Here is a 20,263-nt window from a genome sequence, read left to right on the forward strand (position 1 = left end):
GCAGGCCGTAACACGCCGCCGGCGGGGTCAGGGTCGCAGGATGGGGCCCAGCGCGTCGAGCACGGACGGATCCTCGATGGTCGACGGCACCGGTTCGTCCCGGCCGGCGGCCAGCCCGCGCATCGTCTTGCGCAGGATCTTGCCCGAGCGTGTCTTCGGCAGCGCCGGCACCACGTCGACGACCTTGAACGCCGCCACGGCGCCGATCTCGTCGCGCACCAGCTGCACGAGTTCCTCGGCCAGCCCGTCGACGTTCGCACCGGCCTTGACCACGACGAGACCGCGCGGCGCCTGGCCTTTGATCTCGTCGGCGACCCCGATCACGGCACACTCGGCCACCGCCGGATGGGTCGCCAGCACCTCCTCGATCGCGCCGGTGGACAAGCGGTGCCCGGCGACGTTGATGACGTCGTCGATCCGTCCCATCACGAACAGGTAGCCGTCTTCGTCGAAATGGCCGCCGTCACCGGTGAGGTAGAAGCCGGGGTGCTCGGTCAGGTACGACGCCTGGTAGCGGTCGTCGGCGTTCCACAGCGTGGGCAGCGTGCCGGGCGGCAGCGGCAGCTTGATGCAGATCGCTCCTTCCTCTCCCGGGGCGCACTCGTGTCCGTGGTCGTGCAGGATGCGCACGTCGTAGCCGGGCATCGGCACGGTGGGGGAGCCGGCTTTGAGCGGAAGTTGTTCCGTACCAATCGGATTCGCGGCGATCGGCCAGCCCGTCTCGGTCTGCCACCAGTGGTCGACGACCGGGATGCCGAGTTTGTCCGACGCCCAGTGGTAGGTGTCGGGGTCGAGGCGTTCGCCTGCCAGGAACAGGTACTTCAGCCCGGACAGGTCGTAGTCGTCCAGGTACTTGCCGTGCGGGTCTTCCTTGCGGATGGCGCGGATCGCCGTCGGTGCGGTGAACAGCGCCTTGACCCCGTGCTCGGAGGCCACCCGCCAGAACGCCCCCGGGTCGGGGGTGCCGACCGGCTTGCCCTCGTAGAGCACCGTGGTGGCGCCGAGCAGCAGCGGCGCGTAGACGATATAGGAATGGCCGACCACCCAGCCCACGTCCGAAGCGGCCCAGAACACGTCACCGGGGTCGATGTCGTAGATGTGGCGCATGGTCCACAGCAGCGCCACCGCATGTCCGCCGTTGTCGCGGACGATGCCCTTGGGCTTGCCGGTGGTGCCGGAGGTGTAGAGCACGTACAGCGGGTCGGTGGCCGCCACCGGCACCGGGTCGACCGGCTCGGCTTCGGCCATCACGTCCGACCACGCCAGGTCCCGGCCGTCGACCAGGTCGCACTGCAGCCGGTCCCGCTGCACCACCACGCAGTGCTTGGGCGGGTGGGCGACCATCCCGATCGCGGTGTCGAGCAGCGGCTTGTACTCGACGCAGCGCGACGGCTCGATGCCGCACGACGCCGACACGATCACCGTCGGGCGCACGTCGTCGATGCGCACCGCCAGCTCGTGGGGGGCGAAGCCGCCGAACACCACCGAATGCACCGCACCCAGACGCGCGCAGGCCAGCATCGCGATGACGGCCTCGGGGATCATCGGCATGTAGATGACGACCCGGTCGCCCTTGCCGACGCCGAGGCCGCGCAGCACACCGGCGAACCGCGCGGTCTGATCGAGCAGTTCGGCGTAGGTGTAGGTGCGTTTGGTGTCGGTGACCGCCGAGTCGTAGATCAGTGCGGGCTGGTCCGCGCGGCCGTCGGCGACGTGCCGGTCCAGAGCGTTCGCGCTGGTGTTGAGCTCGGCATCGGGAAACCATCGGTAGAGCGGCGGGTTGCCGTCATCGAGGATGCGCTCGGGCGGCCGTGTCCACGTCACGGCGCGGGCTGCGTCTTTCCAGAACGCGATCGCGTCGTTGATGCTGGCGTCGAAGAGGTCGCGATACCCGGGCATAGGAGCACCGTAGTACCTGCCGATTACTCTCTGGAACATGACGAACCAACCCCCGCCGATCGACGGGGTGCGCCGCAGCCGCGTCACCGCCCGAGGCGTCGATTTCCACGTGACCGAGGCCGGTCCCGAGAACGGCAGGCCGGTCTTGGCACTGCACGGCTGGCCGCAGCACCACTGGGCCTACCGTTCGCTGCTCGCCGACCCGCCTGAGGGGCTGCGCATCATCGCGCCCGATCTGCCGGGCTACGGATGGTCTGGGCCGGCCCCGCACAAATGGGCCAAGGAGGACGTGGTCAGCGACCTCGTGGCGCTGATGGACGCCATGGGCCTGGACCGGGTGCTGCTCGTCGGCCATGACTGGGGCGGCTACATCGGCCACCTGCTCACGCTGCGGGTACCTGAACGCGTCGACGCCTACCTGGCGCTGAACATCGCCCACGTGTGGGTGCCGCCGAAGGCGATGGCGCCGCACCTGTGGCGGTTCCTGCTCTACCAGCCGTTCGTGGCGTCGGTGGGGGTGCCGCTGCAGCGCCGCACCCCGTACCTGGAGAAGCTGATCTTCCGGGTGGCGGCCAAGATTGATCCGCAGACGGCGCGGGTGTATGCCGACCGCTTCCGGGATCCGGTGGTGGCCCGGACGGCCCGCGACACCTACCGCACGTTCCTGACCAAGGAGGTGCCTGCCGGTGTGCGCAACGGTGAGCGCCGATGGTCGACGGTGCCGACGCGGGTGTTGTTCGGCCGCAAGGACACCGCGATCCACCCGGATCTCGCCGCGGCGGAGACGGCGCGGGCCGACGACTACAAGATCGAGGTCGTCGACGGAGGGCATTTCATTCTCGACGAGCAGCCAGACCTGGTGCGCGCCAAGCTGATCGCGCTGGCCGAGGAATTCCCCGTCACGTCCCCCGCGGAATAGCATTCCTGGTCGCGAAATCGCCTGCGGCAACAGCCAGGAACGCTATTCCGCGGGGGGCTGGGCGCTACTGCTGGAAGCGGTAGCTCATGCCGGCTTCGGTGAGCAGGTGCACTGGGTGTGACGGGTTGTCTTCGAGCTTGCGCCGCAGTTGCGCCAGGTACACCCGCAGGTAGTGGGTCTCCTTGGCGTAAGCCGGTCCCCACACCTCTTTTGAGCAGTTCCTCTCGGCCGACCAGCTTGCCGCGGTGTCGCACGAGCATTTCCAGCATGCCCCACTCGGTCGGCGTCAGGTGCACCTCGACGCCGTTCTTGGTGACCTTCTTCGCCGCGAGGTCGACGGTGAACGACGCCGTCTCGACGACGGGCTCGTCCGTGTCGGCGGCGGCGGTGCCACGACGCACCGCTGCCCGTAGGCGGGCCAGAAATTCGTCCATGCCGAAGGGTTTGGTGACGTAGTCGTCGGCGCCGGCGTCGAGCGCCTCCACCTTGTCGGTCGAGTCGCTGCGCGCGGACAGCACGATCACCGGCGCCGGGAGCCACCCCCGCAGACCGGCGAGCACCTCGATGCCCGACATGTCGGGCAGCCCGAGATCGAGCACGATCACGTCGGGCTTGTGATCGGCGGCCGTCTTGAGCGCCTCGGCTCCGGTGGCCGCGGTGTACACCGCATAGCCGCGCACCGACAGGTTGATCCGCAGCGCCCGCAGGATCTGCGGCTCATCGTCGATGACCAGGACTCGGGTCTTGACCGAGTTCATCGCGATGCCGCCAGGTCGATCTCGATGGTCAACCCGCCGCCGGGGGTGTCGGTCGCCGAGATGGTGCCGCCCATCGCCTCGACGAAACCTCGGGCCACCGAAAGACCAAGTCCGACACCGCTGCTGGTGTCCTGATCGCCGAGCCGCTGGAACGGCGCGAACAGCTCGTCCTCGGCGCCGCGCGCGAGCCCCGGCCCCTCGTCGGCGACGGCGATCAGGACGCGGTCGCCGACCTGCCCCGCCGTGACCCGCACCGGGCCGTCAGGGGCGTAGCGCAGCGCATTGTCGATCACGTTGGCCAGCACCCGCTCCAGCAGGCCGCTGTCGGCCATCACCACCGAGTCGCCGACCTCCACCTTGACCCGGTCCAGCCCTGCCCGTAAACCCGTGCTGCTGCGGCTGATTCCGAGCAGCGCGCGCGGCACCGCCTCCTCCAGATACACCGACTGCAGCTGCGGACGCACCACCCCGGCTGCGAGCCGGGAGGAGTCCAACAGGTTGCCGACCAGGCCCGACAGTTGATCGATCGACTCCTCCACGGTGGCCAGCAGCTCGGCGGTGTCGTCGGGGGAGAACCCGACGTCCTCACCGCGCAGGCTCGACACCGCGGCCTTGGCGGCGGCCAGCGGCGTGCGCAGGTCATGGCTGACCGCCGACAGCAGTGAGCGGCGCAGTTCGTCGGCCCGCGCGATCGCCTGCGCCCGGTCGGCTTCCTCGGTGAGTTCGTGCTGCCTGGCCAAACCTGCGGCCTGGTTGGCGACGGCGCTGAGCACCCGGCGGTCCCTGGCGTCGAGTTTGCGCCCCGCGAGCAGTAACCAGAATTCCTCGGGGTCGTCCTTGGAGCCGACTTCGATGGCCGTGTCGGCGGACCCGGGCGTCATGCACGGTTCGGCGCCGGCGCAGCCGACCACCTCGCCGGCGCCGGCTTCGCCGCGGACCAGGGTCACCGACCGCTGTGAGTAGGCCTCGCGCACGCGTTCGAGCAGCGTGTCCAGGTCGGCGCCGCGCAACACCGCCCCGGCGAACATGGCCAGTAATTCGGCCTCGCGCGCCGCGCGGCGGGACTCCCGCGCCCGGTTGGCCGCGCTGTCGACGAGTGCGGCGACCGCGACGGCCACCACGAGCAGCACCACGATCGTGATCGCACTGTCAGGCTCGGCGATGGTGAATGTGTGCCGCGGATCGACGAGGAAGAAGTTGAGCAGCGCACCGGAGAGCACGGCCGAAAGCGCGGCCGGCGCCACTCCGCCGAGCAGCGCGACGACCAGGACGCCGATGAAGAACATCGCGCTCTCGCCACCGATGCCGAGCAACGGGTCGAGCAGCAGGACGGTGGCCGCGCAGATGACGGAGGGAACAGCCAGTGCGGCCAGCCACGAGACGGCGTGACGTTGCCGAGGAGTCACTCTGGCCCGGAGCGGCTCGGCGCCGGCCTGCTCGTGGGTCACCATGTGTACGTCGATGCGGCCCGACTTCTGCACGACGGCCGCGCCGATGCCCTCGTCGAAGATCCGCGCCCACCGGGAGCGTCTGGACGTGCCGAGCACCAGCTGGGTGGCGTTCATCTCTCTGGCGAAGTCGAGCAGGGCGTCCGGCACCCCACCGGCGCCGTCACCGACGACGGTGTGGAGCGTCGCACCGAGACTGGCTGCGAGCTCTCGGATCTTCCCCATTCGGGCCTCTGATGCCCCGGACAGCCCGTCGCCGCGGATCACGTGCACGACCATCAGTTCGGCGCTGGCCTTCGAGGCGATACGAGACGCTCTGCGCACCAACGTTTCCGACTCTGGACCGCCGGTCACGGCGACCACGACGCGTTCCCGGGCCTCCCAGGTGTCGGTGATCTTGTTGTCGGCCCGGTACTTCTCCAGCGCGGCGTCGACCTGGTCGGCCAGCCACAGCAGCGCCAGCTCCCGCAGCGCGGTGAGATTGCCGCGGCGAAAGTAGTTGGACAGGGCCGCGTCGATCCGTTCGGGAGCGTACACGTTTCCGTGGGCGAGCCTGCGCCGCAACGCTTCCGGGGTGATGTCGACCAGCTCCACCTGGTCGGCGGCCCGCACCACCTCGTCGGGGACCTTCTCCTGCTGTTCGATGCCGGTGATCTGGGTGACGACGTCGTTGAGGCTCTCCAGGTGCTGGACGTTGACGGTGGTGATCACGGTGATGCCGGCGTCGAGGAGTTCCTCGATGTCCTGCCAGCGTTTCGGGTTTCGGCTGCCGGGGGTGTTGGTGTGGGCGAGCTCGTCGACCAGGACCACCTGCGGACTGCGCCGGAGCACCGCCTCGACGTCGAGTTCGGGGAAGCTCCGACCGCGGTACTCGATGAGCTTCGGGGGCACCGCCTCGATACCGGCGAGCAGTTCGGCGGTCTTGCTGCGGCCGTGGGTCTCCACCACCGCGGCGACCAGGTCGGTGCCGCGTTCCAGCCGCCGGTGCGCTTCGCCGAGCATCGCGTACGTCTTACCGACGCCCGGCGCGGCGCCCAGGTAGATGCGCAGCTCTCCGCGCTTCGACCGGCACGCTGATGTCACCACAGGTTCATCATCCACGCCGCGTCACGTCCCGTTCGCGGTGTTTGCATCCAGCGCCAGATTCAGCTCAAGCACGTTGACCCGTGGTTCACCGAGGAAGCCCAGCGTGCGGCCCTCGGTGTGCTCGGCGATCAGCGCCCGCACCTGCTCGGCACTCATGCCGCGGGCGGCGGCGACACGATTCACCTGCAGGTCGGCGTAAGCCGGTGAGATGTGCGGGTCGAGCCCACTGCCGCCGGCGGTGACGGCGTCGGCCGGCACCGGCGGGTCGGCCGACGCCGTTCCGCGCACAGGTACCAGTTGGCCGGTGCGGTAATCCTCACCTGCGGCCGCACAACGCACCCGGACTCCCCGGTAGTCGGCGACGAACGGCGTCGCCGTGGTCGCGCACGGCTCGTTCACGCTGACCACCGTGGTGGGGCGGACGACGTCGCCTGCGGCGTCGCGGGGACCGATCACCGACAGCACCGCGCCCACCCCGTTTTCCGTGCAGTACGGGCGGGCGCCGCTGACCCCGTCCAGTTCGCCGGTCGCGGCGCTGCGTGAGCACACCAGCGTGAGCAGGCTCGGTGTGCCGGGCTGATCGACGATGCTCTCCGGGCCCAGGTTGCTCGCGCCACTGGCCATCGGGTCGTAGCCGTCTCCGGCTGCCGACGGCCGTCCCTGGAAGTACTGCGGCAACGGGTTGCCGTCGGCATCGGTGTAGGACTGGCCGATGAGGCTGCTGCCGACCGGCTCTGCCCCCACGTGGAGCATCGAACCGTCGGCCCTGTCGGACAGGAACGGCGCCTGGGCGATCAGCCAGATCAGTACCGGGTAGCCGATGCCCAGCACGGCGGTGAAGACCAGCAGTGCGCGCAGCGCGGCCCAGTGCTGCCGAAAGGTGTTGAACAGGTTCATGATCACATTCCTGGAAGGAGTTGGACGACGAGGTCGATCAGTTTGATGCCCAAGAACGGTGCGACGATTCCGCCGAGCCCGAAGAGGTAGAGGTTGCGACTCAACAGCTTCGACGCACTGCTCGGGGTGTAGCGGACTCCCTTGAGCGACAGGGGAATCAACGCGACGATGATGATCGCGTTGAAGATCACCGCGGACAGGATCGCCGATTGCGGGCTGTGTAGTCGCATGATGTTCAGCAGCTCCAGGCCCGGGAAAAGGCCGACGAACAGAGCGGGGATGATCGCGAAGTACTTCGCGATGTCGTTGGCGATCGAGAACGTGGTCAGCGCGCCGCGGGTGATCAGCAACTGCTTACCGATCTCGACGATCTCGATCAGCTTGGTCGGGTCCGAGTCGAGATCGACCATGTTGCCGGCCTCCTTGGCCGCGGAGGTGCCGGTGTTCATCGCCACCCCGACATCGGCCTGCGCGAGGGCGGGCGCGTCGTTGGTGCCGTCACCGGTCATCGCGACCAGTCGCCCCCCGGCCTGCTCCTTTTTGATCAGTGCCATCTTGTCTTCCGGGGTGGCTTCGGCGAGGAAGTCGTCGACCCCGGCCTCGTCGGCGATGGCTTTGGCGGTCAACGGATTGTCGCCGGTGATCATCACCGTGCGGATGCCCATGCGCCGCATCTCGTCGAAGCGTTCCCGCATGCCGTGCTTGACGACGTCTTTGAGGTGGATGACCCCGAGCACCCTGGCGTGTTCGCCTTCCCGGATCTCACCGACTACCAGCGGGGTGCCACCGGCGGCCGAGATTTCGTCGACCACGGGGCCGAGTTCGGTGGGCACGGTGCCGCCTTCGGATCGCACCCATTCGGCAACGGCGGTGGCTGCCCCCTTGCGGAGTCGGTGCCCGTCGACGTCGACCCCTGACATCCTGGTGGTGGCGGAGAACTCGATCCAGACAGCACGTGCGAGTTCCCCGGGTTGGCGCGCCCGCAATCCGTGCTCCTGTTTGGCGAACACGACGATCGAGCAGCCTTCCGGTGTCTCGTCGGCCAGGCTGGAAAGCTGCGCGGCGTCGGCCAGTGCTTCCGGCGTCACACCGGGTAGCGGGACGAATTCCGCGGCCTGCCGGTTGCCCAGCGTGATGGTGCCGGTCTTGTCGAGCAGCAGGGTGTTGACGTCGCCGGCGGCTTCCACGGCACGACCGGACATGGCGAGCACGTTGCGCTGCACGAGACGATCCATGCCGGCGATGCCGATGGCACTGAGCAGGGCGCCGATCGTGGTCGGGATCAGGCACACCAGCAGCGACACCAGGACGATGCCGGTGACCCCGTTTCCGTTGAGCGCCAGGCTGTCCGGCACACCGGGATTGTTGGCCTTCGAGTAGATCGCCAGCGGCTGCAGGGTTGCGACGGCGAACACGAAGATGATGGTCAACGCGGCGAGCAGGATGTTCAACGCGATCTCGTTGGGGGTCTTCTGCCGGTTGGCGCCTTCGACCAGAGCGATCATCCGGTCGATGAAGCTCTCACCCGGCTTCTGGGTGATCCGGACGACGATCCGGTCCGACAGCACGGTGGTTCCGCCGGTGACCGCCGACCGGTCACCACCCGATTCCCGGATGACGGGCGCAGATTCACCGGTGATGGCCGACTCATCCACCGACGCAATGCCTTCCACGACGTCGCCGTCTCCGGGGATGACCTGTCCGGCCTCGACCACGACGAGGTCGCCCTGACAGAGCAGCGGCGCGGCGACCTGCTCTTCGCCCCCCGAGCCGGTGATCCGTCGGGCCATCGTGTCCGTCTGCGCTCTGCGCAGGCTGGAGGCCTGAGCCTTGCCGCGCCCCTCGGCGACGGCCTCGGCGAGATTGGCGAAGACCACCGTCAACCACAGCCAGACCACGATCAACCACGCGAACCACGACGGGTCGATGAAGGCCAGGACGGTGCTCCACACCGCGCCGATCTCGACGATGAACATCACCGGATTGCGCCACAGCGTGCGGGGGTCGAGCTTGCGGATCGCGTCCGGCAGAGAGGTCCACAGCATCTTCGGGTCGAGCAGTCCGCCGCCGACCTTGGCGGTGGAGCCGGCCCCGGCATGCTTTCGGCGGGCGGCGTCGACGGTGGTGACGGTCATGAGTGGAGTCCTTCGGCGAGGGGTCCGAGCGCGAGCATGGGCAGGAATGTCAGGGCGACCAGGATCAGCGTCACGCCGGCGACCATGCCGACGAACTGCGGCCGGTGGGTGGGCAGAGTTCCCGCCGATTCCGGTGTCTTGCCCTGTCTGGCGAGCGCGCCCGCCAGCGCCAGCACGACGATGATGGGCAGGAACCGGCCCACGATCATGGCCAGGCCGAGCGCGGTGTTGTACCAGGTGGTGTTCACACTGATGCCGGCGAACGCGGAACCGTTGTTGTTGGCCGCCGACGTGAACGCATAGAGCACCTCGGACAAGCCGTGCGGTCCGGTGTTGAGCATGGCGTCCCGCTGGCCCGGCAGGGCCATGGCCGAAGCGGTCCCGGCCAGCACGATCAACGGCGAGATCAGGAAATACATTGCGGCCAGCTTGATCTCGCGCGGTGTGATCTTCTTGCCGAGATACTCCGGGGTGCGCCCGACCATCAGGCCGGCGATGAACACGGTGATGATCGCCAGGATCAGCATGCCGTACAGACCGGAACCGACTCCGCCGGGCGCCACCTCGCCGAGCATCATGTTCAGCATCGGCATCATGCCACCGAGGCTGGTGTACGAGTCGTGGAACGAGTTCACCGCCCCGGTCGACGTCAGCGTGGTCGCCGCGGCGAACACCGCCGAATTCGCCACTCCGAAACGCTGTTCCACGCCTTCCATGGATGCGCCCACAGCGGTGGGCACGGTGCCGTGGTGCTGCATCTGGAAGAACATCGTCAGGCTGACGCTGACCAGCGCGATGAGGGCCATGACCGCGACGATCGCCACACCCTGTCGGCGGCTGCCGACCATGCGGCCGAACGTCCGGGGCAGCGAGAATGCGATGACGCTGAGCAGGAAGATCTCGACCCAGTTCGTCCACGCGGTGGGATTCTCGAACGGGTGTGACGAGTTGGCGTTGAAGAACCCGCCGCCGTTGGTGCCGAGTTCCTTGATGACCTCCTGGCTGGCCACCGGGCCGCCGGGGATGGTCTGCTGCGCCCCGGCCAGGGTGGTCACCACCTGGTCGTGCAGTGCGAAGTTCTGCACCACCCCGCCCGAGATCAGGATGACGGCCCCGATGACGCACGCCGGCAACAGGATTCGGAAGGTGCCGCGTACCAGGTCAACCCAGAAGTTGCCGAGTTGGGCGGTGCTGCTGCGCGCCAGGCCGCGCACGAGGGCGATGGCGACCGCCATCCCGACGGCGGCCGAGACGAAGTTCTGCACCGTGAGCCCGGCCATCTGCACGAGGTGACCCTGGGTTGATTCGCCCGAGTAGGCCTGCCAGTTGGTGTTGGTAACGAAACTGACCGCGGTGTTCCACGCCAGCGCGGGTGTCATCGGGGTGCCCGGGTCGGTCAGCGCGAGCGGCAGTCTGCCCTGCACCAGCTGCAGGACGAACAGAAACAGCAGACTCACCGCGGAGAACGCAAGCACGCTGCGCGCGTAGGAGCCCCACGTCTGTTGGGCGCCGGAATCGGCGCCGATGAGCCGGTATACCGCGCGCTCGGCGCGGGAATCGCGTGCCGTGTTGTACACGCGGTGGATGTAGTCGCCGAGCGGTACGTGCACCGCGGCCAGCGCGACGACGAGCGAGACCAGGAACAGGATCCCGGCGAGTTCGGCGCTCACTAGAACCTCTCCGGGAACAGCAGAGCCGCGAACAGGAACGCCGCGATCGACGTCGCCAGTGCCAGGCCGATCAGGTTCTGCGTCACAGCTCTTCCATCCACTTCTGCACGGCTCCGAGGACGGCGAAGATCGCCACCGTCAGCGCGACGTAGGTCACCACGGAGATCACGATTGTCAGCACCCCTGCTCGTTTACGCCTCCGCCCCAGTGGCGGATCGCGAAGGCCAAGGTACGGCCGTGCAGCGGCCCGTGAGCTGCGCGTTGACGGTTTCTTGACGGGGGAGTGGGGCGTTTTTACGCCCTCCATGCGAACCTCAGAGCGCCGTCAAAGTCTGGGAGTCTTCCGTCAGGATGCCGTGCGGATCGGCGAGTGCTGCCAGGGTGCGCGGGTACACCGAATTGATGACTCTCCTGGGCGTGCCGTCCTCCCCGCACCGGCTGCCCGCCTCGGTGCACTGTGTGCGACGTATCCTCGCGATGGCCGGATGCGGTCTGCCGGCGACCGTACTGCGGGACCCGGCTGTCGCGGCGTGCGTGCGGGCCCGCGGTCTCACCGTGACGGCCTGCGGGGCGCAGGAATTGGCGGCGGTGCAGGCCGGCGGTGTGCGCCCACGCCAGGTGATGCTGCGGTGTGATCGGCACGCCGGCACCATCCGCCGCGCGGCGGCGCTCGGCGTGACGCGCTTCGTCGTGTCGACTGAGCGGCACGTCGGTGTGCTGGCCACCTGCCCGGAGCCGACGAAACGCGTCTATCTCGACGAACGGGGTCCCGCCGTGCTGGGTGAGCGGCGACTCGATGTGGTCGGAATGCACGCCGACGTCGACGGTTTCGGCGATCCCGCGCAGTGGGGCGCGGCCGCCGAACGGGTGCTGAACCACACCGCTGTGCTGCGCGACTGCGGGTTGAATCTGACCCGGATCAGCCTGTCCGGCGGGTCGGCCGGGATTTGGCTTGGGGGGCACACGCGACAGCTGCGCCGGATTGCGGCGGCGGTGGACGACGCGCTGGACGAGGGTTGCGCCCGGTGGCGGTTACCGCGCCCCGCGGTGGTGCTGACACCGCTGACGCGGTGACCGGGCCGATCGCGTCAAGGCCCGACGACTCCGCGGCGCAGCTATGACGGCGGCATCTCGTGGGTGACGGCCCGGTAACCACGGGCGCCGGCGCGCTGAAGGGCTGCCCGGACGATACCGACGATCAGCCCCTGGATCGCCGCCGCGGTGATGACCGTCTTGGTCGACTGGGTCAGGTCCTTGGGGTCGGGCGGCTCCGGATCGTTGTCACCGACGCGCTTCCAGACCTGTCCGAAGATGGCCCCGGCGAGCAGTCCGCCGCCGACGCCGGTGGCCACCGACAGCGGCGTGTACAGCGATCTCGCGATCTTGCTCATCGTCACTCCAATGTGTATGCGGCACAGATGTGTATGCGGTGCGGGCACGCTTGCCCAGCGTCTACCCAGGTGGGCACCGGCCAAACCTGGCACGTGCGCACTCGGCTGGTGGGAGGATCGCGAGGTGGACGCCGAGCGAACGGCCGACGAAGCGGACTGGGACCCCCGTAACCGACCCCGGGAGACCGAGACCGAGCGTCTGGACCGCAATTGGGCAAGCTTGCTCCAGGAGTTGCGGGTGGTGCAGACCGGAGTGCAACTGCTGACGGGCTTTTTGCTCACCCTGCCGTTCCAGCAGCGTTTCGACATTCTCGGCGAGTCGATGCAGGGAGTCTTCCTGGCGACGGTGTGTGCGGCGGTGGCGTCGACCGCCCTTCTGATCGCCCCGGTGGGGATGCACCGGCTGCTGTTTCGCCGTCACCGCCTGGACGCGCTGGTCCGGGCGGCGCACCGGTGCGCCTACGCGGGGTTGGTGCTGCTGGCGCTCGCGGTGACCGGGGTGACGGTCATCATCTTCGACGCGGTGGCAGGTCTCGGCCCGGCACTGACCGCGGGCGCCTTCGCGCTGGTGTTGTTCATCGTGTTCTGGCTGGCGCTGCCGCTGGCCATGCGCAACGGCAACCGGCAGCCGCCGACTCCGTAGTTTGGGGGCCCGTAGTTTCGGGGGCCGGTCGCCGGGTACGCACGCGCCGTGAGTGATGACGTGACACCTGATGCAGTGATCCCGTACCCCGGTGAAACCGGGGACATGTCACCGAAGCCGCGCGACGAGATGCGCGACTACGTGGGCACCGGCCAGCTGGCGGGCAAACGGGCGCTGATCACCGGGGGAGACTCGGGCATCGGCCGGGCCGTCGCGATCGCGTTCGCCAAGGAGGGCGCCGACGTCGCGATCGCTTACCTGAGCGAAGAGGACGACGCCGCGCACACGGCGTCGCTGATCGAAGAAGCCGGACAGCGGGCGATCCGGCTGCCGGGCGACTTGGCCGACCCGGCGCAATGCCGTGCGGTGGTGGAAGAGACCGTCAAACAGCTGGGCGGACTGGACATCGTCGTCAACAATGTGGCGTTTCAGTCGCCGGCGTCGGACCTGACGGAGATCAGCGACGAGCAATGGCGGCGCACCTTCGCGGTGAACATCGACAGCTTCTTCTACGTCACCAAGGCCGCCCTGCAGCACCTGCCCGACGGGTCTGCGATCATCAACACCGGTTCCATCAACGGGTTGCGCGGCAACAAGACCCTGATCGACTACTCGGCCACCAAGGGTGCGGTGATCGCGCTGACCTACTCGTTGGCGCAGTCGCTGGCCGACCGCAATATTCGCGTCAATTGCGTTGCACCGGGCCCGGTCTGGACTCCACTGATCCCGGCGACAATGGACGCCGAGAAGACCGAGTCCTTCGGAGAGCAGGTGCCGATGGGACGCGCGGCCCAACCCGACGAGATCGCACCGTCCTACGTCTTCTTCGCGTCCTCACGGATGTCCTCGTACTACAGCGGCGAGGTGCTCGCCCCGATCGGCGGCGAAACACTGCCCGGCTGAGCCCGATTCACCACAACGGCCGCCACTGCGGGAAAGTGGCGGCCGTTGTGGTGAACCGGTATTCGGTGCGTGCCCTCAGGAACGCTTGGCGAACACGGCGCCGAGCGCGTCCTTGGCGCGGTCGAGGACGGAGGCGAACGGGCCGGCGGCGAAGTTCGCGGCCGCGGACTCCACGCCCGGGTGGGGATGGGTCGGCGCGATGCGCTCGGCGACGGCGACGGCGTCGGCGAGCTTGGCCAGTTCGTCGTCACCGACGGCCGCCTCCAGGGCGGTGAACTCCAACTCTTCCTCGTTCTTGGCGTGCTCGAGCACGGCGGCCTGGAGGTGGATCAGCGACTTGCTGAATTCGGCGCTGTCGATCGGGAGTTTCTCGATGTCGCGCAGCAGCACCTTGGCGTCGTGCTCCTCGACGAGGCGCTCGTCGACGATCTGCGCCCCGCCCTCGGCCTTGCGCCGGACGCGGGGGTGCACGACCATCTCCTCGGCGGTCTCGTGCACCGCCAGCATGGTGCGCAGGCGGGTGAAGGCGTCCTGCCGGGACGCCGCGTCGGCGGCGTCGAGGGTCTCGATGAACAACGCCTTGATGGTCTCGTGTTGCGACTTGAGGTAGTCGACGACGTCCCGGGCCGATCCGATTGTCGGTGCGGTCACGTGAATCTCCTTGGTGAAACTGGAAGTTGGGCTGTCGAGGCGCGCATCGTTGGAGAGCGCCTCGTCGGGATCGATACCCGGCACGACGTGCCGGAAAACCCCTCCGCCGTAGTGTCGAACCGGGTTTGGGTCGGCCCCCACCGGGTAGTGACGGGATCATGAAGGCAGTGACCTGGCATGGCAAGCGGGATGTACGTGTCGACACCGTCCCGGATCCGTCGATCGAAGAACCCACCGATGCGATCATCGAGGTGACGTCGACCAATATCTGTGGTTCCGACCTGCATCTTTACGAGGTGCTCGGAGCATTCATGAACGAAGGTGACATTCTCGGCCATGAGCCGATGGGTGTCGTGCGCGAGGTGGGCAGCGCTGTGTCGAACCTGGCCGTAGGGGACCGGGTGGTCATCCCGTTCCAGATCTCCTGCGGGCACTGTTTCATGTGCGACCAGAAGCTGTACACCCAGTGCGAGACCACACAGGTGCGCGACAAGGGCATGGGCGCGGCGCTGTTCGGCTATTCCGAGCTGTACGGTTCGGTGCCCGGCGGACAGGCTGAGTATCTGCGCGTGCCGCAGGCCCAGTTCACCCACATCAAGGTGCCGGACGGTCCGCCGGACTCGCGGTTTGTCTACCTCTCGGATGTGCTTCCCACCGCGTGGCAGGCGGTCGCGTACGCGGGTGTGCCCGACGGTGGAACCGTCACCGTGCTGGGGCTGGGTCCCATCGGTGACATGGCCGCGCGCATCGCCCAGCACATGGGCTACCAGGTGTTCGGGGTCGACCTGGTGCCCGAGCGCCTCGCTCGCGCCACCGCGCGCGGTATCCATGCGATCGACCTGAACAACGTCGACGGCTCGGTCGGCGACGAGGTCCGTCGTCTCACCGGCGGACGCGGGAGCGACTCCGTGATCGACGCGGTCGGTATGGAGGCGCACGGTTCGCCGGTGGCCAAGTTGGTCCAGCAGGCCGCGTCGTTGCTGCCCGACGCCCTCGCGAAACCGATCATGGAGAAGGCCGGTGTGGACCGACTCGAAGCGCTTTACACCGCGATCGACTGTGTGCGTCGAGGAGGCACGCTCTCACTGATCGGCGTCTACGGCGGCATGGCCGACCCGATGCCGATGCTGACCCTGTTCGACAAGCAGATCCAGCTGCGGATGGGTCAGGCCAACGTCAAGAAGTGGGTCGACGACATCATGCCGTTGCTGACCGACTCCGATCCGCTGGGCGTGGACACCTTTGCCACGCACACCCTGCCGCTGGACGAGGCGCCGCACGCCTACAAGATCTTCCAGGAGAAGGCCGACGGCGCAGTCAAGGTTGTCTTACAGCCCTGAGCTGGAGTGACTGTGTGTGAGTGGGGAACTGGCGGGTACCCAGGCGGGATAACGCTCCCGAGAGGTGCCTTCCGTGCGGCTGACACGCAGCAAGTTGAACACTCCCGGCATAGTCCGCAGACGCCGCGGCAAGGGCTTTACCTACTACACGCCTGACGGCGAGTTGCTGGCAGACCCGGACACCACGCAACGCATCAAAGAACTCGTTATCCCGCCTGCCTGGAAGCACGTGTGGATCAGCCCGACACCGAGCGGGCACATCCAGGCGGTCGGAACCGACGCCGCCGGGCGGCGCCAGTACCTCTATCACCAGCGATGGCAGCAGGAGCGGGCTGAGGAAAAATTCGACCGGGTGCTGGAGCTGTCGGTGCGCTTGCCGCAATGGCGGGCTCAGATCGCCGACGATCTCGGAAAGCGCGGCCTGCACCGCGAGCGGGTGCTGGCGCTGGCGCTGCAACTGCTCGACCGGGGCTATTTCCGCGCCGGCGGGGAGCAGTACGCCGAGGAACACGAGCACTACGGCCTGGCCACGCTGCTGTGCGAGCACGTCACATTGCGCAACGGCGCGGTGGTGTTCGACTACCCCGCCAAGAGCGGTGTCCAGCGCAGCGTCGAGATCGACGATCCCGAAGTGGTACGGGCGGTGCGTGCGCTGATGCGGCGCGAAGAGCGCTCGGACCGACTGCTGGTGTGTCTCAACGGCTCCAACGGCACCTGGGTCGACGTGCGCGCCGACGATCTCAACGCGCGGTTCAAGGAACTCGTCGGCGACGAGTTCAGCGTGAAGGACCTACGGACCTGGCACGGCACGGTATTGGCGGCCGCGGCGTTCGCCGACGCGAAGCCCCCGACATCCAAGACCGCGATCAAACGGGCCGCTGCCGGAGTGATGAAGGAGGTCTCAGAGGAACTGGGAAACACCCCTGCGGTGGCTCGGGCATCCTACGTAGATCCGCGCGTCGTCGACGGATATGCGCGTGGGTTGACGATCGCGTCGGCGGTGCGCCGGGCGTCCAAGACCTCGGCCCCGGATGAGGCGCAGCTGCTGCTGGAGAAGGCGACCCGGACACTGATTCGACGGGTGGCCAAGAGTTGAGGGGTTTTGTTGCCACGTGGCCGGGGAAGCCTGAGACGAACACATCGTTATCAAGGGAGGCGAGGTTCATGCCGAACTCATCGATCAAGAACGAGAAGATGTATGAGGATCTTCGGCGCGAGGGAAACTCGAAGGAGAAGGCTGCGCGAATCTCGAATGCGGCCGCTGCGCAGGGTAAATCGAAGGTCGGCCGCCGGGGCGGGCAGTCCGGCTCGTACGACGACTGGACGGTTGGCGACCTCAAGAAGCGGGCCAAGGAACTCGGCATCTCCGGCTACTCCCACCTGACCAAGGACAAACTGATCAACCAGCTGCGTAATCACTAGTCGCCATGGCGGTCACTGCTTTCCAGGATCTGCCGCTGGCCGACCGTGATCGCAAGTGGGACGGTGGCGCCGCCGAGAAACGCGTCCGCAGATGGGCCGGCGCCACCGAGGAGCCGAATGCCCCATACCGCGACGCACACATTTGGTACGACCAGGACAATAAGAAGAAATTCACGGCGTACAAGCTGCTGACCGCCGATGTGATCGACGGGGAACTGCGTGCGGTGCCGCGGGCCGTCATGGCCGCCGGCGCGATCATGCAAGGGTCCCGCGGGGGAATTGATCTGCCGGAGAAGGACATAGACCGGGTGAAGAGTCATCTGGCAAAGTACGACGCCAAGATGGGCGAAACCCCTCCATGGGATAAGAAGTAGTAATCCGTCCCGAGCCCGGTCTGAACCGGGTTGACCCGAAGCCGCGGTCAGCCGTCGTTGCTGCGCGCTTCGGCGCCGGACTCACCGGCGTCGAAGTCGTCGTCGCCGCTGGCGCGACCGACGTAGGGACCCTCGCTCGGATCGTCAGTGTCCTTGGCCGCGCGTGAGCCCGCGACCTTGGGGTCGGCCTCGACGTCGGATTCGGCCTTTTCAGAATGGGGTTCGCTCATGCGGTCCGGCATGCCCGCGTCACGGTGGTTCAAAACTCATGGTCGCGCGGGATGACTAGTCGGATCCTGTGACGTCCGCGGCGCAGCCGTTTGGGCGAATTTGCGTCGGGTATGACCACCGCATGTCCGACTCCGCAACACCTGTGCGCGCTCTGGCACTTGTCTGCACTCTCACCCCGAGCCCGGGCGAGAGCAGCAGCGCGTTGATCGCCGAGTACGTCTTTGAGACGCTGCGTGAGCAAGGCGCCGAATGTGAGGCAGTGCGTTGTGTGGACTTCAACATCGCGCCCGGCGTCGAGGCCGACATGGGCGGCAGCGACCAGTGGCCGCAGATCCGCCAGAAGGTCCTGGACGCCGACATCCTGCTGATCAGCACCCCGATCTGGCTGGGGCACCCGTCTTCGGTGACGCAGCGGGTACTGGAGCGCCTGGACGCCGAGTTGTCGAACACCGACGAGCAGGGGCGACCCTCAATGCTCGGCAAGGTCGGCCTTGTCAGCGTCGTCGGCAACGAGGACGGCGCCCACAAGGTGGTCGCGGATGTGTTCCAGGGTCTCAACGACGTGGGTTACACCATCCCCGCGCAGGGGTGCACCTACTGGAACGGACCGGCGATGGAGACCGGTGACTACAAGGATCTCGACGAGGTGCCCGAACAAATTGCCTCGGCCACAGCAGCAGCCGCTCGCAACGCCGTCTACCTCGCGCGGGTGTTGAAGCAGTCGCAGTACCCGCCCTATCAGTGATGGCCGTACGTCAGCGAAAGGAGCATCATGCCTGACACATCACGTGATCCCGTCGATCACGCACGGACCACCCGCCAGCACGCCGGCGAGACCATGAAGGCCGGTACCAACGCCCCGGGCTTGGTCGCCGTCGGACTCGGCGTTCTGAGCTTGGTTGTCGGACTTTTCTCGTTCGCCAACAGCAGCACCGCCACCGGGGTGGTGGCGGTGATCCTCGCCGTGTTGTTCATGGCCGGTGGCCTGCTCTGGCTCAACCGCACACATCACAAAGTGCAAAAGAAGCAGGTGGATTGGCATCAGCAACACCCCGAGGCACATTACGAGCCGCCGACGAGCTGACGCCTCGGCCGCCGAAAGATGGTGAGCACTCGACCGAGTCGGTCTGTCAAGCCCGGCCCAGCCATGCCATTGCCGCGGTCACCAGCGCCGCGGTGCCGGTGTCGAGCGTGGGTTGGATGACGGGCGCGAAGCGTGGGGAGTGGTTCGCCGCGATGTCCTGCTCGACCGTGCCCGCCGCTGCGGCGGCCTGATACTCGTCGGGATCGATACCGCCGATACCCCAGTACGTGTAGGGAGCTCCGAGCGCTGCCGGGATGGCGCTGAAGTCTTCACTGGCGGCGCCCTGCGGCAGCTCCACGCATCGGTCTCCGAATGCGGCGCGGAATGCCTCGCGAACGCGTGCCGTCGCATCGACGTCGTTGTCGGTCAATGGAAATCGGTCGAACAGCTCGAACTCCGGATCCGTCGGAGACCGCGACGCGACGCATTCGGCGGTGACGATCCGCCGGACCGCATCGAGGACGGCCGTGCGGGTGCGGTCGTTGTAGGTCCGGATGTTGAGTTGGAGCACGGCGCGTTCGGGGATCACATTGCTCTTGCTGCCCGCTGCGATGCTGCCGACGGTGAGCACGGCGGGCTCGACAGGGGGGACCTCGCGGGCGACCACGGTCTGCAGGCGCACCACGATCATCGCGGCGAGCACCACCGGGTCGACCGTCGACTGAGGCATCGAACCGTGGCCACCCCGGCCGAAGACCGTGACACGCATGCTGTCGGCCGACGCGAGGAAGGGACCCTCGTGCACACCGACCATCCCGGCGGGTAGCGGCAGTACGTGTTGGCCGAGAGCCACATCGACCTGGGGCAGCAGTTCCGCTAGCCCGTCATCGACCATGCGCTGCGCCCCGTCGCCGGTTTCCTCGGCCGGCTGGAAGAGCGCCACGACGGTGCCCTGCCAGTGGGCGCGACCCTCGGCCAGCAGTCGGGCGGCACCGAGCAGGGCGGCCACGTGGACGTCGTGGCCGCAGGCGTGCATCACCGGGACCTCGTGGCCGTGGTCGTCTCTGCTCGACACGGTGCTCGCGTAGGGCAGCCGGGTTTCCTCAAGGACGGGCAGTGCGTCCATGTCGGCGCGCAGTAACACTGTGGGGCCGGATCCGTTGCCGAGCGTCCCGACCACACCGGTGCCGCCGACACCGTCGTGAACGTGATAGCCGGCGGCGTTGAGCGCCTCGGACACCCGCTGTGCGGTTCGGTGCTCCTGATGTGACAGTTCGGGGTGGCGGTGCAGGTCGCGGTAGCAGTCCTCCTGCCAACCGCGGATTCCCGCCAGGCCCTGCAGCACTGAGGTGAGCCCCCTGTAGTGGTCCAGTCGTTGTGGGACTCTGTTGCCCGAGTGCTCGGGCAGGAAGAATCAATGACGACATGGCAACGAACAAGCGCCGGCGGCACACTCCGGATCAGATCATCCG

General features: G+C 67.6%; 21 protein-coding genes and 1 pseudogene. 10 read left to right on the forward strand and 12 right to left on the reverse strand.

All coding sequences use genetic code 11. The features are described 5' to 3' along the window. Window positions 1–27: 27 nt before the first annotated feature. A complete protein-coding gene (locus ACTWP6_RS04515) occupies window positions 28–1,899 on the reverse strand; it encodes a propionyl-CoA synthetase (RefSeq protein WP_443186931.1) in 1,872 nt (623 codons plus the stop codon). 37 nt (window positions 1,900–1,936) lie between these two features. On the opposite strand from ACTWP6_RS04515, the gene ACTWP6_RS04520 reads away from it, so the two are divergent. Then, entirely contained in the window at window positions 1,937–2,818 is an 882-nt protein-coding gene (locus tag ACTWP6_RS04520) for an alpha/beta fold hydrolase (RefSeq protein WP_443186932.1), read from the forward strand. Between the two features lie 64 nt (window positions 2,819–2,882). Here ACTWP6_RS04520 and ACTWP6_RS04525 read toward each other — a convergent pair. The 7 genes and pseudogenes from ACTWP6_RS04525 to ACTWP6_RS04555 all read right to left on the reverse strand — a co-directional run bounded on the left by ACTWP6_RS04525 (window position 2,883) and on the right by ACTWP6_RS04555 (window position 10,993). Next, window positions 2,883–3,576 (reverse strand): annotated as a pseudogene (locus tag ACTWP6_RS04525) (response regulator). Next, complete coding sequence (locus tag ACTWP6_RS04530) at window positions 3,573–6,125, reverse strand: sensor histidine kinase (RefSeq protein WP_260755063.1); 2,553 nt, start codon at window positions 6,123–6,125, stop codon at window positions 3,573–3,575. The pseudogene ACTWP6_RS04525 and the gene ACTWP6_RS04530 overlap by 4 nt, the downstream one beginning before the upstream one ends. A gap of 6 nt (window positions 6,126–6,131) precedes the next feature. Next, a complete protein-coding gene (locus ACTWP6_RS04535) occupies window positions 6,132–7,007 on the reverse strand; it encodes a potassium-transporting ATPase subunit C (RefSeq protein ID WP_443186933.1) in 876 nt (291 codons plus the stop codon). 2 nt (window positions 7,008–7,009) lie between these two features. Beyond that, the gene (gene kdpB / locus ACTWP6_RS04540; RefSeq protein ID WP_443186934.1) at window positions 7,010–9,142 is read right to left on the reverse strand and encodes a potassium-transporting ATPase subunit KdpB; all 2,133 of its coding nucleotides are present in this window, start codon (window positions 9,140–9,142) and stop codon (window positions 7,010–7,012) included. Continuing rightward, the gene (gene kdpA, locus ACTWP6_RS04545; RefSeq protein ID WP_443186935.1) at window positions 9,139–10,812 is read right to left on the reverse strand and encodes a potassium-transporting ATPase subunit KdpA; all 1,674 of its coding nucleotides are present in this window, start codon (window positions 10,810–10,812) and stop codon (window positions 9,139–9,141) included. The genes kdpB and kdpA overlap by 4 nt, the downstream gene beginning before the upstream one ends. Then, window positions 10,812–10,913, reverse strand: coding sequence for a potassium-transporting ATPase subunit F (locus tag ACTWP6_RS04550; RefSeq protein ID WP_443186936.1), 102 nt, complete (start codon window positions 10,911–10,913; stop codon window positions 10,812–10,814). Before ACTWP6_RS04550 ends, kdpA begins: the two co-directional genes overlap by 1 nt. Then, a complete protein-coding gene (locus tag ACTWP6_RS04555; RefSeq protein ID WP_443186937.1) occupies window positions 10,895–10,993 on the reverse strand; it encodes a potassium-transporting ATPase in 99 nt (32 codons plus the stop codon). The genes ACTWP6_RS04550 and ACTWP6_RS04555 overlap by 19 nt, the downstream gene beginning before the upstream one ends. A 221-nt stretch (window positions 10,994–11,214) precedes the next feature. Between ACTWP6_RS04555 and ACTWP6_RS04560 the strand changes: the two genes are divergently transcribed. Beyond that, complete coding sequence (locus ACTWP6_RS04560) at window positions 11,215–11,886, forward strand: hypothetical protein (RefSeq protein ID WP_443186938.1); 672 nt, start codon at window positions 11,215–11,217, stop codon at window positions 11,884–11,886. A gap of 41 nt (window positions 11,887–11,927) precedes the next feature. Here ACTWP6_RS04560 and ACTWP6_RS04565 read toward each other — a convergent pair whose 3' ends face one another. Beyond that, window positions 11,928–12,203 (reverse strand): DUF4235 domain-containing protein, encoded by a 276-nt coding sequence (locus tag ACTWP6_RS04565; RefSeq protein ID WP_260755057.1) that lies wholly within the window; start codon window positions 12,201–12,203, stop codon window positions 11,928–11,930. A gap of 124 nt (window positions 12,204–12,327) precedes the next feature. Between ACTWP6_RS04565 and ACTWP6_RS04570 the strand changes: the two genes are divergently transcribed. Then, a complete protein-coding gene (locus ACTWP6_RS04570; protein WP_260755056.1) occupies window positions 12,328–12,846 on the forward strand; it encodes a DUF6328 family protein in 519 nt (172 codons plus the stop codon). Between the two features lie 105 nt (window positions 12,847–12,951). Next, the gene (locus ACTWP6_RS04575; RefSeq protein WP_260758262.1) at window positions 12,952–13,749 is read left to right on the forward strand and encodes an SDR family oxidoreductase; all 798 of its coding nucleotides are present in this window, start codon (window positions 12,952–12,954) and stop codon (window positions 13,747–13,749) included. 75 nt (window positions 13,750–13,824) lie between these two features. On the opposite strand, the gene ACTWP6_RS04580 is transcribed toward ACTWP6_RS04575, so the two are convergent. Further along, window positions 13,825–14,400 carry a hemerythrin domain-containing protein gene (locus tag ACTWP6_RS04580; protein WP_443186939.1) on the reverse strand — a complete coding sequence of 192 codons (576 nt, stop codon included), beginning with the start codon at window positions 14,398–14,400 and terminating at the stop codon, window positions 13,825–13,827. 158 nt (window positions 14,401–14,558) lie between these two features. Between ACTWP6_RS04580 and ACTWP6_RS04585 the strand changes: the two genes are divergently transcribed. The 4 genes from ACTWP6_RS04585 to ACTWP6_RS04600 all read left to right on the forward strand — a co-directional run bounded on the left by ACTWP6_RS04585 (window position 14,559) and on the right by ACTWP6_RS04600 (window position 17,536). Then, window positions 14,559–15,740, forward strand: a complete 1,182-nt coding sequence (locus tag ACTWP6_RS04585) for a zinc-dependent alcohol dehydrogenase (RefSeq protein WP_260755055.1) — start codon at window positions 14,559–14,561, stop codon at window positions 15,738–15,740. Window positions 15,741–15,813: 73 nt separating this feature from the next. Beyond that, window positions 15,814–16,836, forward strand: coding sequence for a DNA topoisomerase IB (locus ACTWP6_RS04590; protein WP_260755054.1), 1,023 nt, complete (start codon window positions 15,814–15,816; stop codon window positions 16,834–16,836). A 68-nt stretch (window positions 16,837–16,904) separates the two neighbouring features. Continuing rightward, a complete protein-coding gene (locus ACTWP6_RS04595) occupies window positions 16,905–17,162 on the forward strand; it encodes a Rho termination factor N-terminal domain-containing protein (RefSeq protein ID WP_260755053.1) in 258 nt (85 codons plus the stop codon). Window positions 17,163–17,167: 5 nt separating this feature from the next. Then, window positions 17,168–17,536 carry a hypothetical protein gene (locus ACTWP6_RS04600; protein WP_260755052.1) on the forward strand — a complete coding sequence of 123 codons (369 nt, stop codon included), beginning with the start codon at window positions 17,168–17,170 and terminating at the stop codon, window positions 17,534–17,536. 47 nt (window positions 17,537–17,583) lie between these two features. Here the strand turns inward: ACTWP6_RS04600 and ACTWP6_RS04605 are convergent, their stop codons facing one another. After that, window positions 17,584–17,778, reverse strand: coding sequence for a hypothetical protein (locus tag ACTWP6_RS04605; RefSeq protein WP_396884638.1), 195 nt, complete (start codon window positions 17,776–17,778; stop codon window positions 17,584–17,586). A 110-nt stretch (window positions 17,779–17,888) separates the two neighbouring features. Between ACTWP6_RS04605 and ACTWP6_RS04610 the strand changes: the two genes are divergently transcribed. After that, the gene (locus tag ACTWP6_RS04610; RefSeq protein ID WP_260755050.1) at window positions 17,889–18,512 is read left to right on the forward strand and encodes a flavodoxin family protein; all 624 of its coding nucleotides are present in this window, start codon (window positions 17,889–17,891) and stop codon (window positions 18,510–18,512) included. A 27-nt stretch (window positions 18,513–18,539) separates the two neighbouring features. Continuing rightward, window positions 18,540–18,851 (forward strand): DUF308 domain-containing protein, encoded by a 312-nt coding sequence (locus tag ACTWP6_RS04615; protein WP_260755049.1) that lies wholly within the window; start codon window positions 18,540–18,542, stop codon window positions 18,849–18,851. 46 nt (window positions 18,852–18,897) lie between these two features. Here ACTWP6_RS04615 and ACTWP6_RS04620 read toward each other — a convergent pair whose 3' ends face one another. Then, the gene (locus tag ACTWP6_RS04620; protein WP_443186940.1) at window positions 18,898–20,136 is read right to left on the reverse strand and encodes an amidohydrolase; all 1,239 of its coding nucleotides are present in this window, start codon (window positions 20,134–20,136) and stop codon (window positions 18,898–18,900) included. Window positions 20,137–20,263 lie beyond the last annotated feature (127 nt).

Source organism: Mycobacterium sp. 4D054, from assembly GCF_052245755.1.
In the GTDB taxonomy this organism is placed as follows: domain Bacteria; phylum Actinomycetota; class Actinomycetes; order Mycobacteriales; family Mycobacteriaceae; genus Mycobacterium.

Excerpts from the sequence above, each read along its gene's own strand:
- ACTWP6_RS04515 (WP_443186931.1), bottom strand. The coding sequence starts at position 1,899 with ATGCCCGGGTATCGCGACCTCTTCGACGCCAGCATCAACGACGCGATC.
- ACTWP6_RS04520 (WP_443186932.1), top strand. The coding sequence starts at position 1,937 with ATGACGAACCAACCCCCGCCGATCGACGGGGTGCGCCGCAGCCGCGTC.
- ACTWP6_RS04535 (WP_443186933.1), bottom strand. The coding sequence starts at position 7,007 with ATGAACCTGTTCAACACCTTTCGGCAGCACTGGGCCGCGCTGCGCGCA.
- kdpB (WP_443186934.1), bottom strand. The coding sequence starts at position 9,142 with ATGACCGTCACCACCGTCGACGCCGCCCGCCGAAAGCATGCCGGGGCC.
- ACTWP6_RS04560 (WP_443186938.1), top strand. The coding sequence starts at position 11,215 with ATGACTCTCCTGGGCGTGCCGTCCTCCCCGCACCGGCTGCCCGCCTCG.
- ACTWP6_RS04565 (WP_260755057.1), bottom strand. The coding sequence starts at position 12,203 with ATGAGCAAGATCGCGAGATCGCTGTACACGCCGCTGTCGGTGGCCACC.
- ACTWP6_RS04575 (WP_260758262.1), top strand. The coding sequence starts at position 12,952 with ATGTCACCGAAGCCGCGCGACGAGATGCGCGACTACGTGGGCACCGGC.
- ACTWP6_RS04585 (WP_260755055.1), top strand. The coding sequence starts at position 14,559 with ATGAAGGCAGTGACCTGGCATGGCAAGCGGGATGTACGTGTCGACACC.
- ACTWP6_RS04595 (WP_260755053.1), top strand. The coding sequence starts at position 16,905 with ATGCCGAACTCATCGATCAAGAACGAGAAGATGTATGAGGATCTTCGG.
- ACTWP6_RS04600 (WP_260755052.1), top strand. The coding sequence starts at position 17,168 with ATGGCGGTCACTGCTTTCCAGGATCTGCCGCTGGCCGACCGTGATCGC.
- ACTWP6_RS04605 (WP_396884638.1), bottom strand. The coding sequence starts at position 17,778 with ATGCCGGACCGCATGAGCGAACCCCATTCTGAAAAGGCCGAATCCGAC.
- ACTWP6_RS04610 (WP_260755050.1), top strand. The coding sequence starts at position 17,889 with ATGTCCGACTCCGCAACACCTGTGCGCGCTCTGGCACTTGTCTGCACT.
- ACTWP6_RS04615 (WP_260755049.1), top strand. The coding sequence starts at position 18,540 with ATGCCTGACACATCACGTGATCCCGTCGATCACGCACGGACCACCCGC.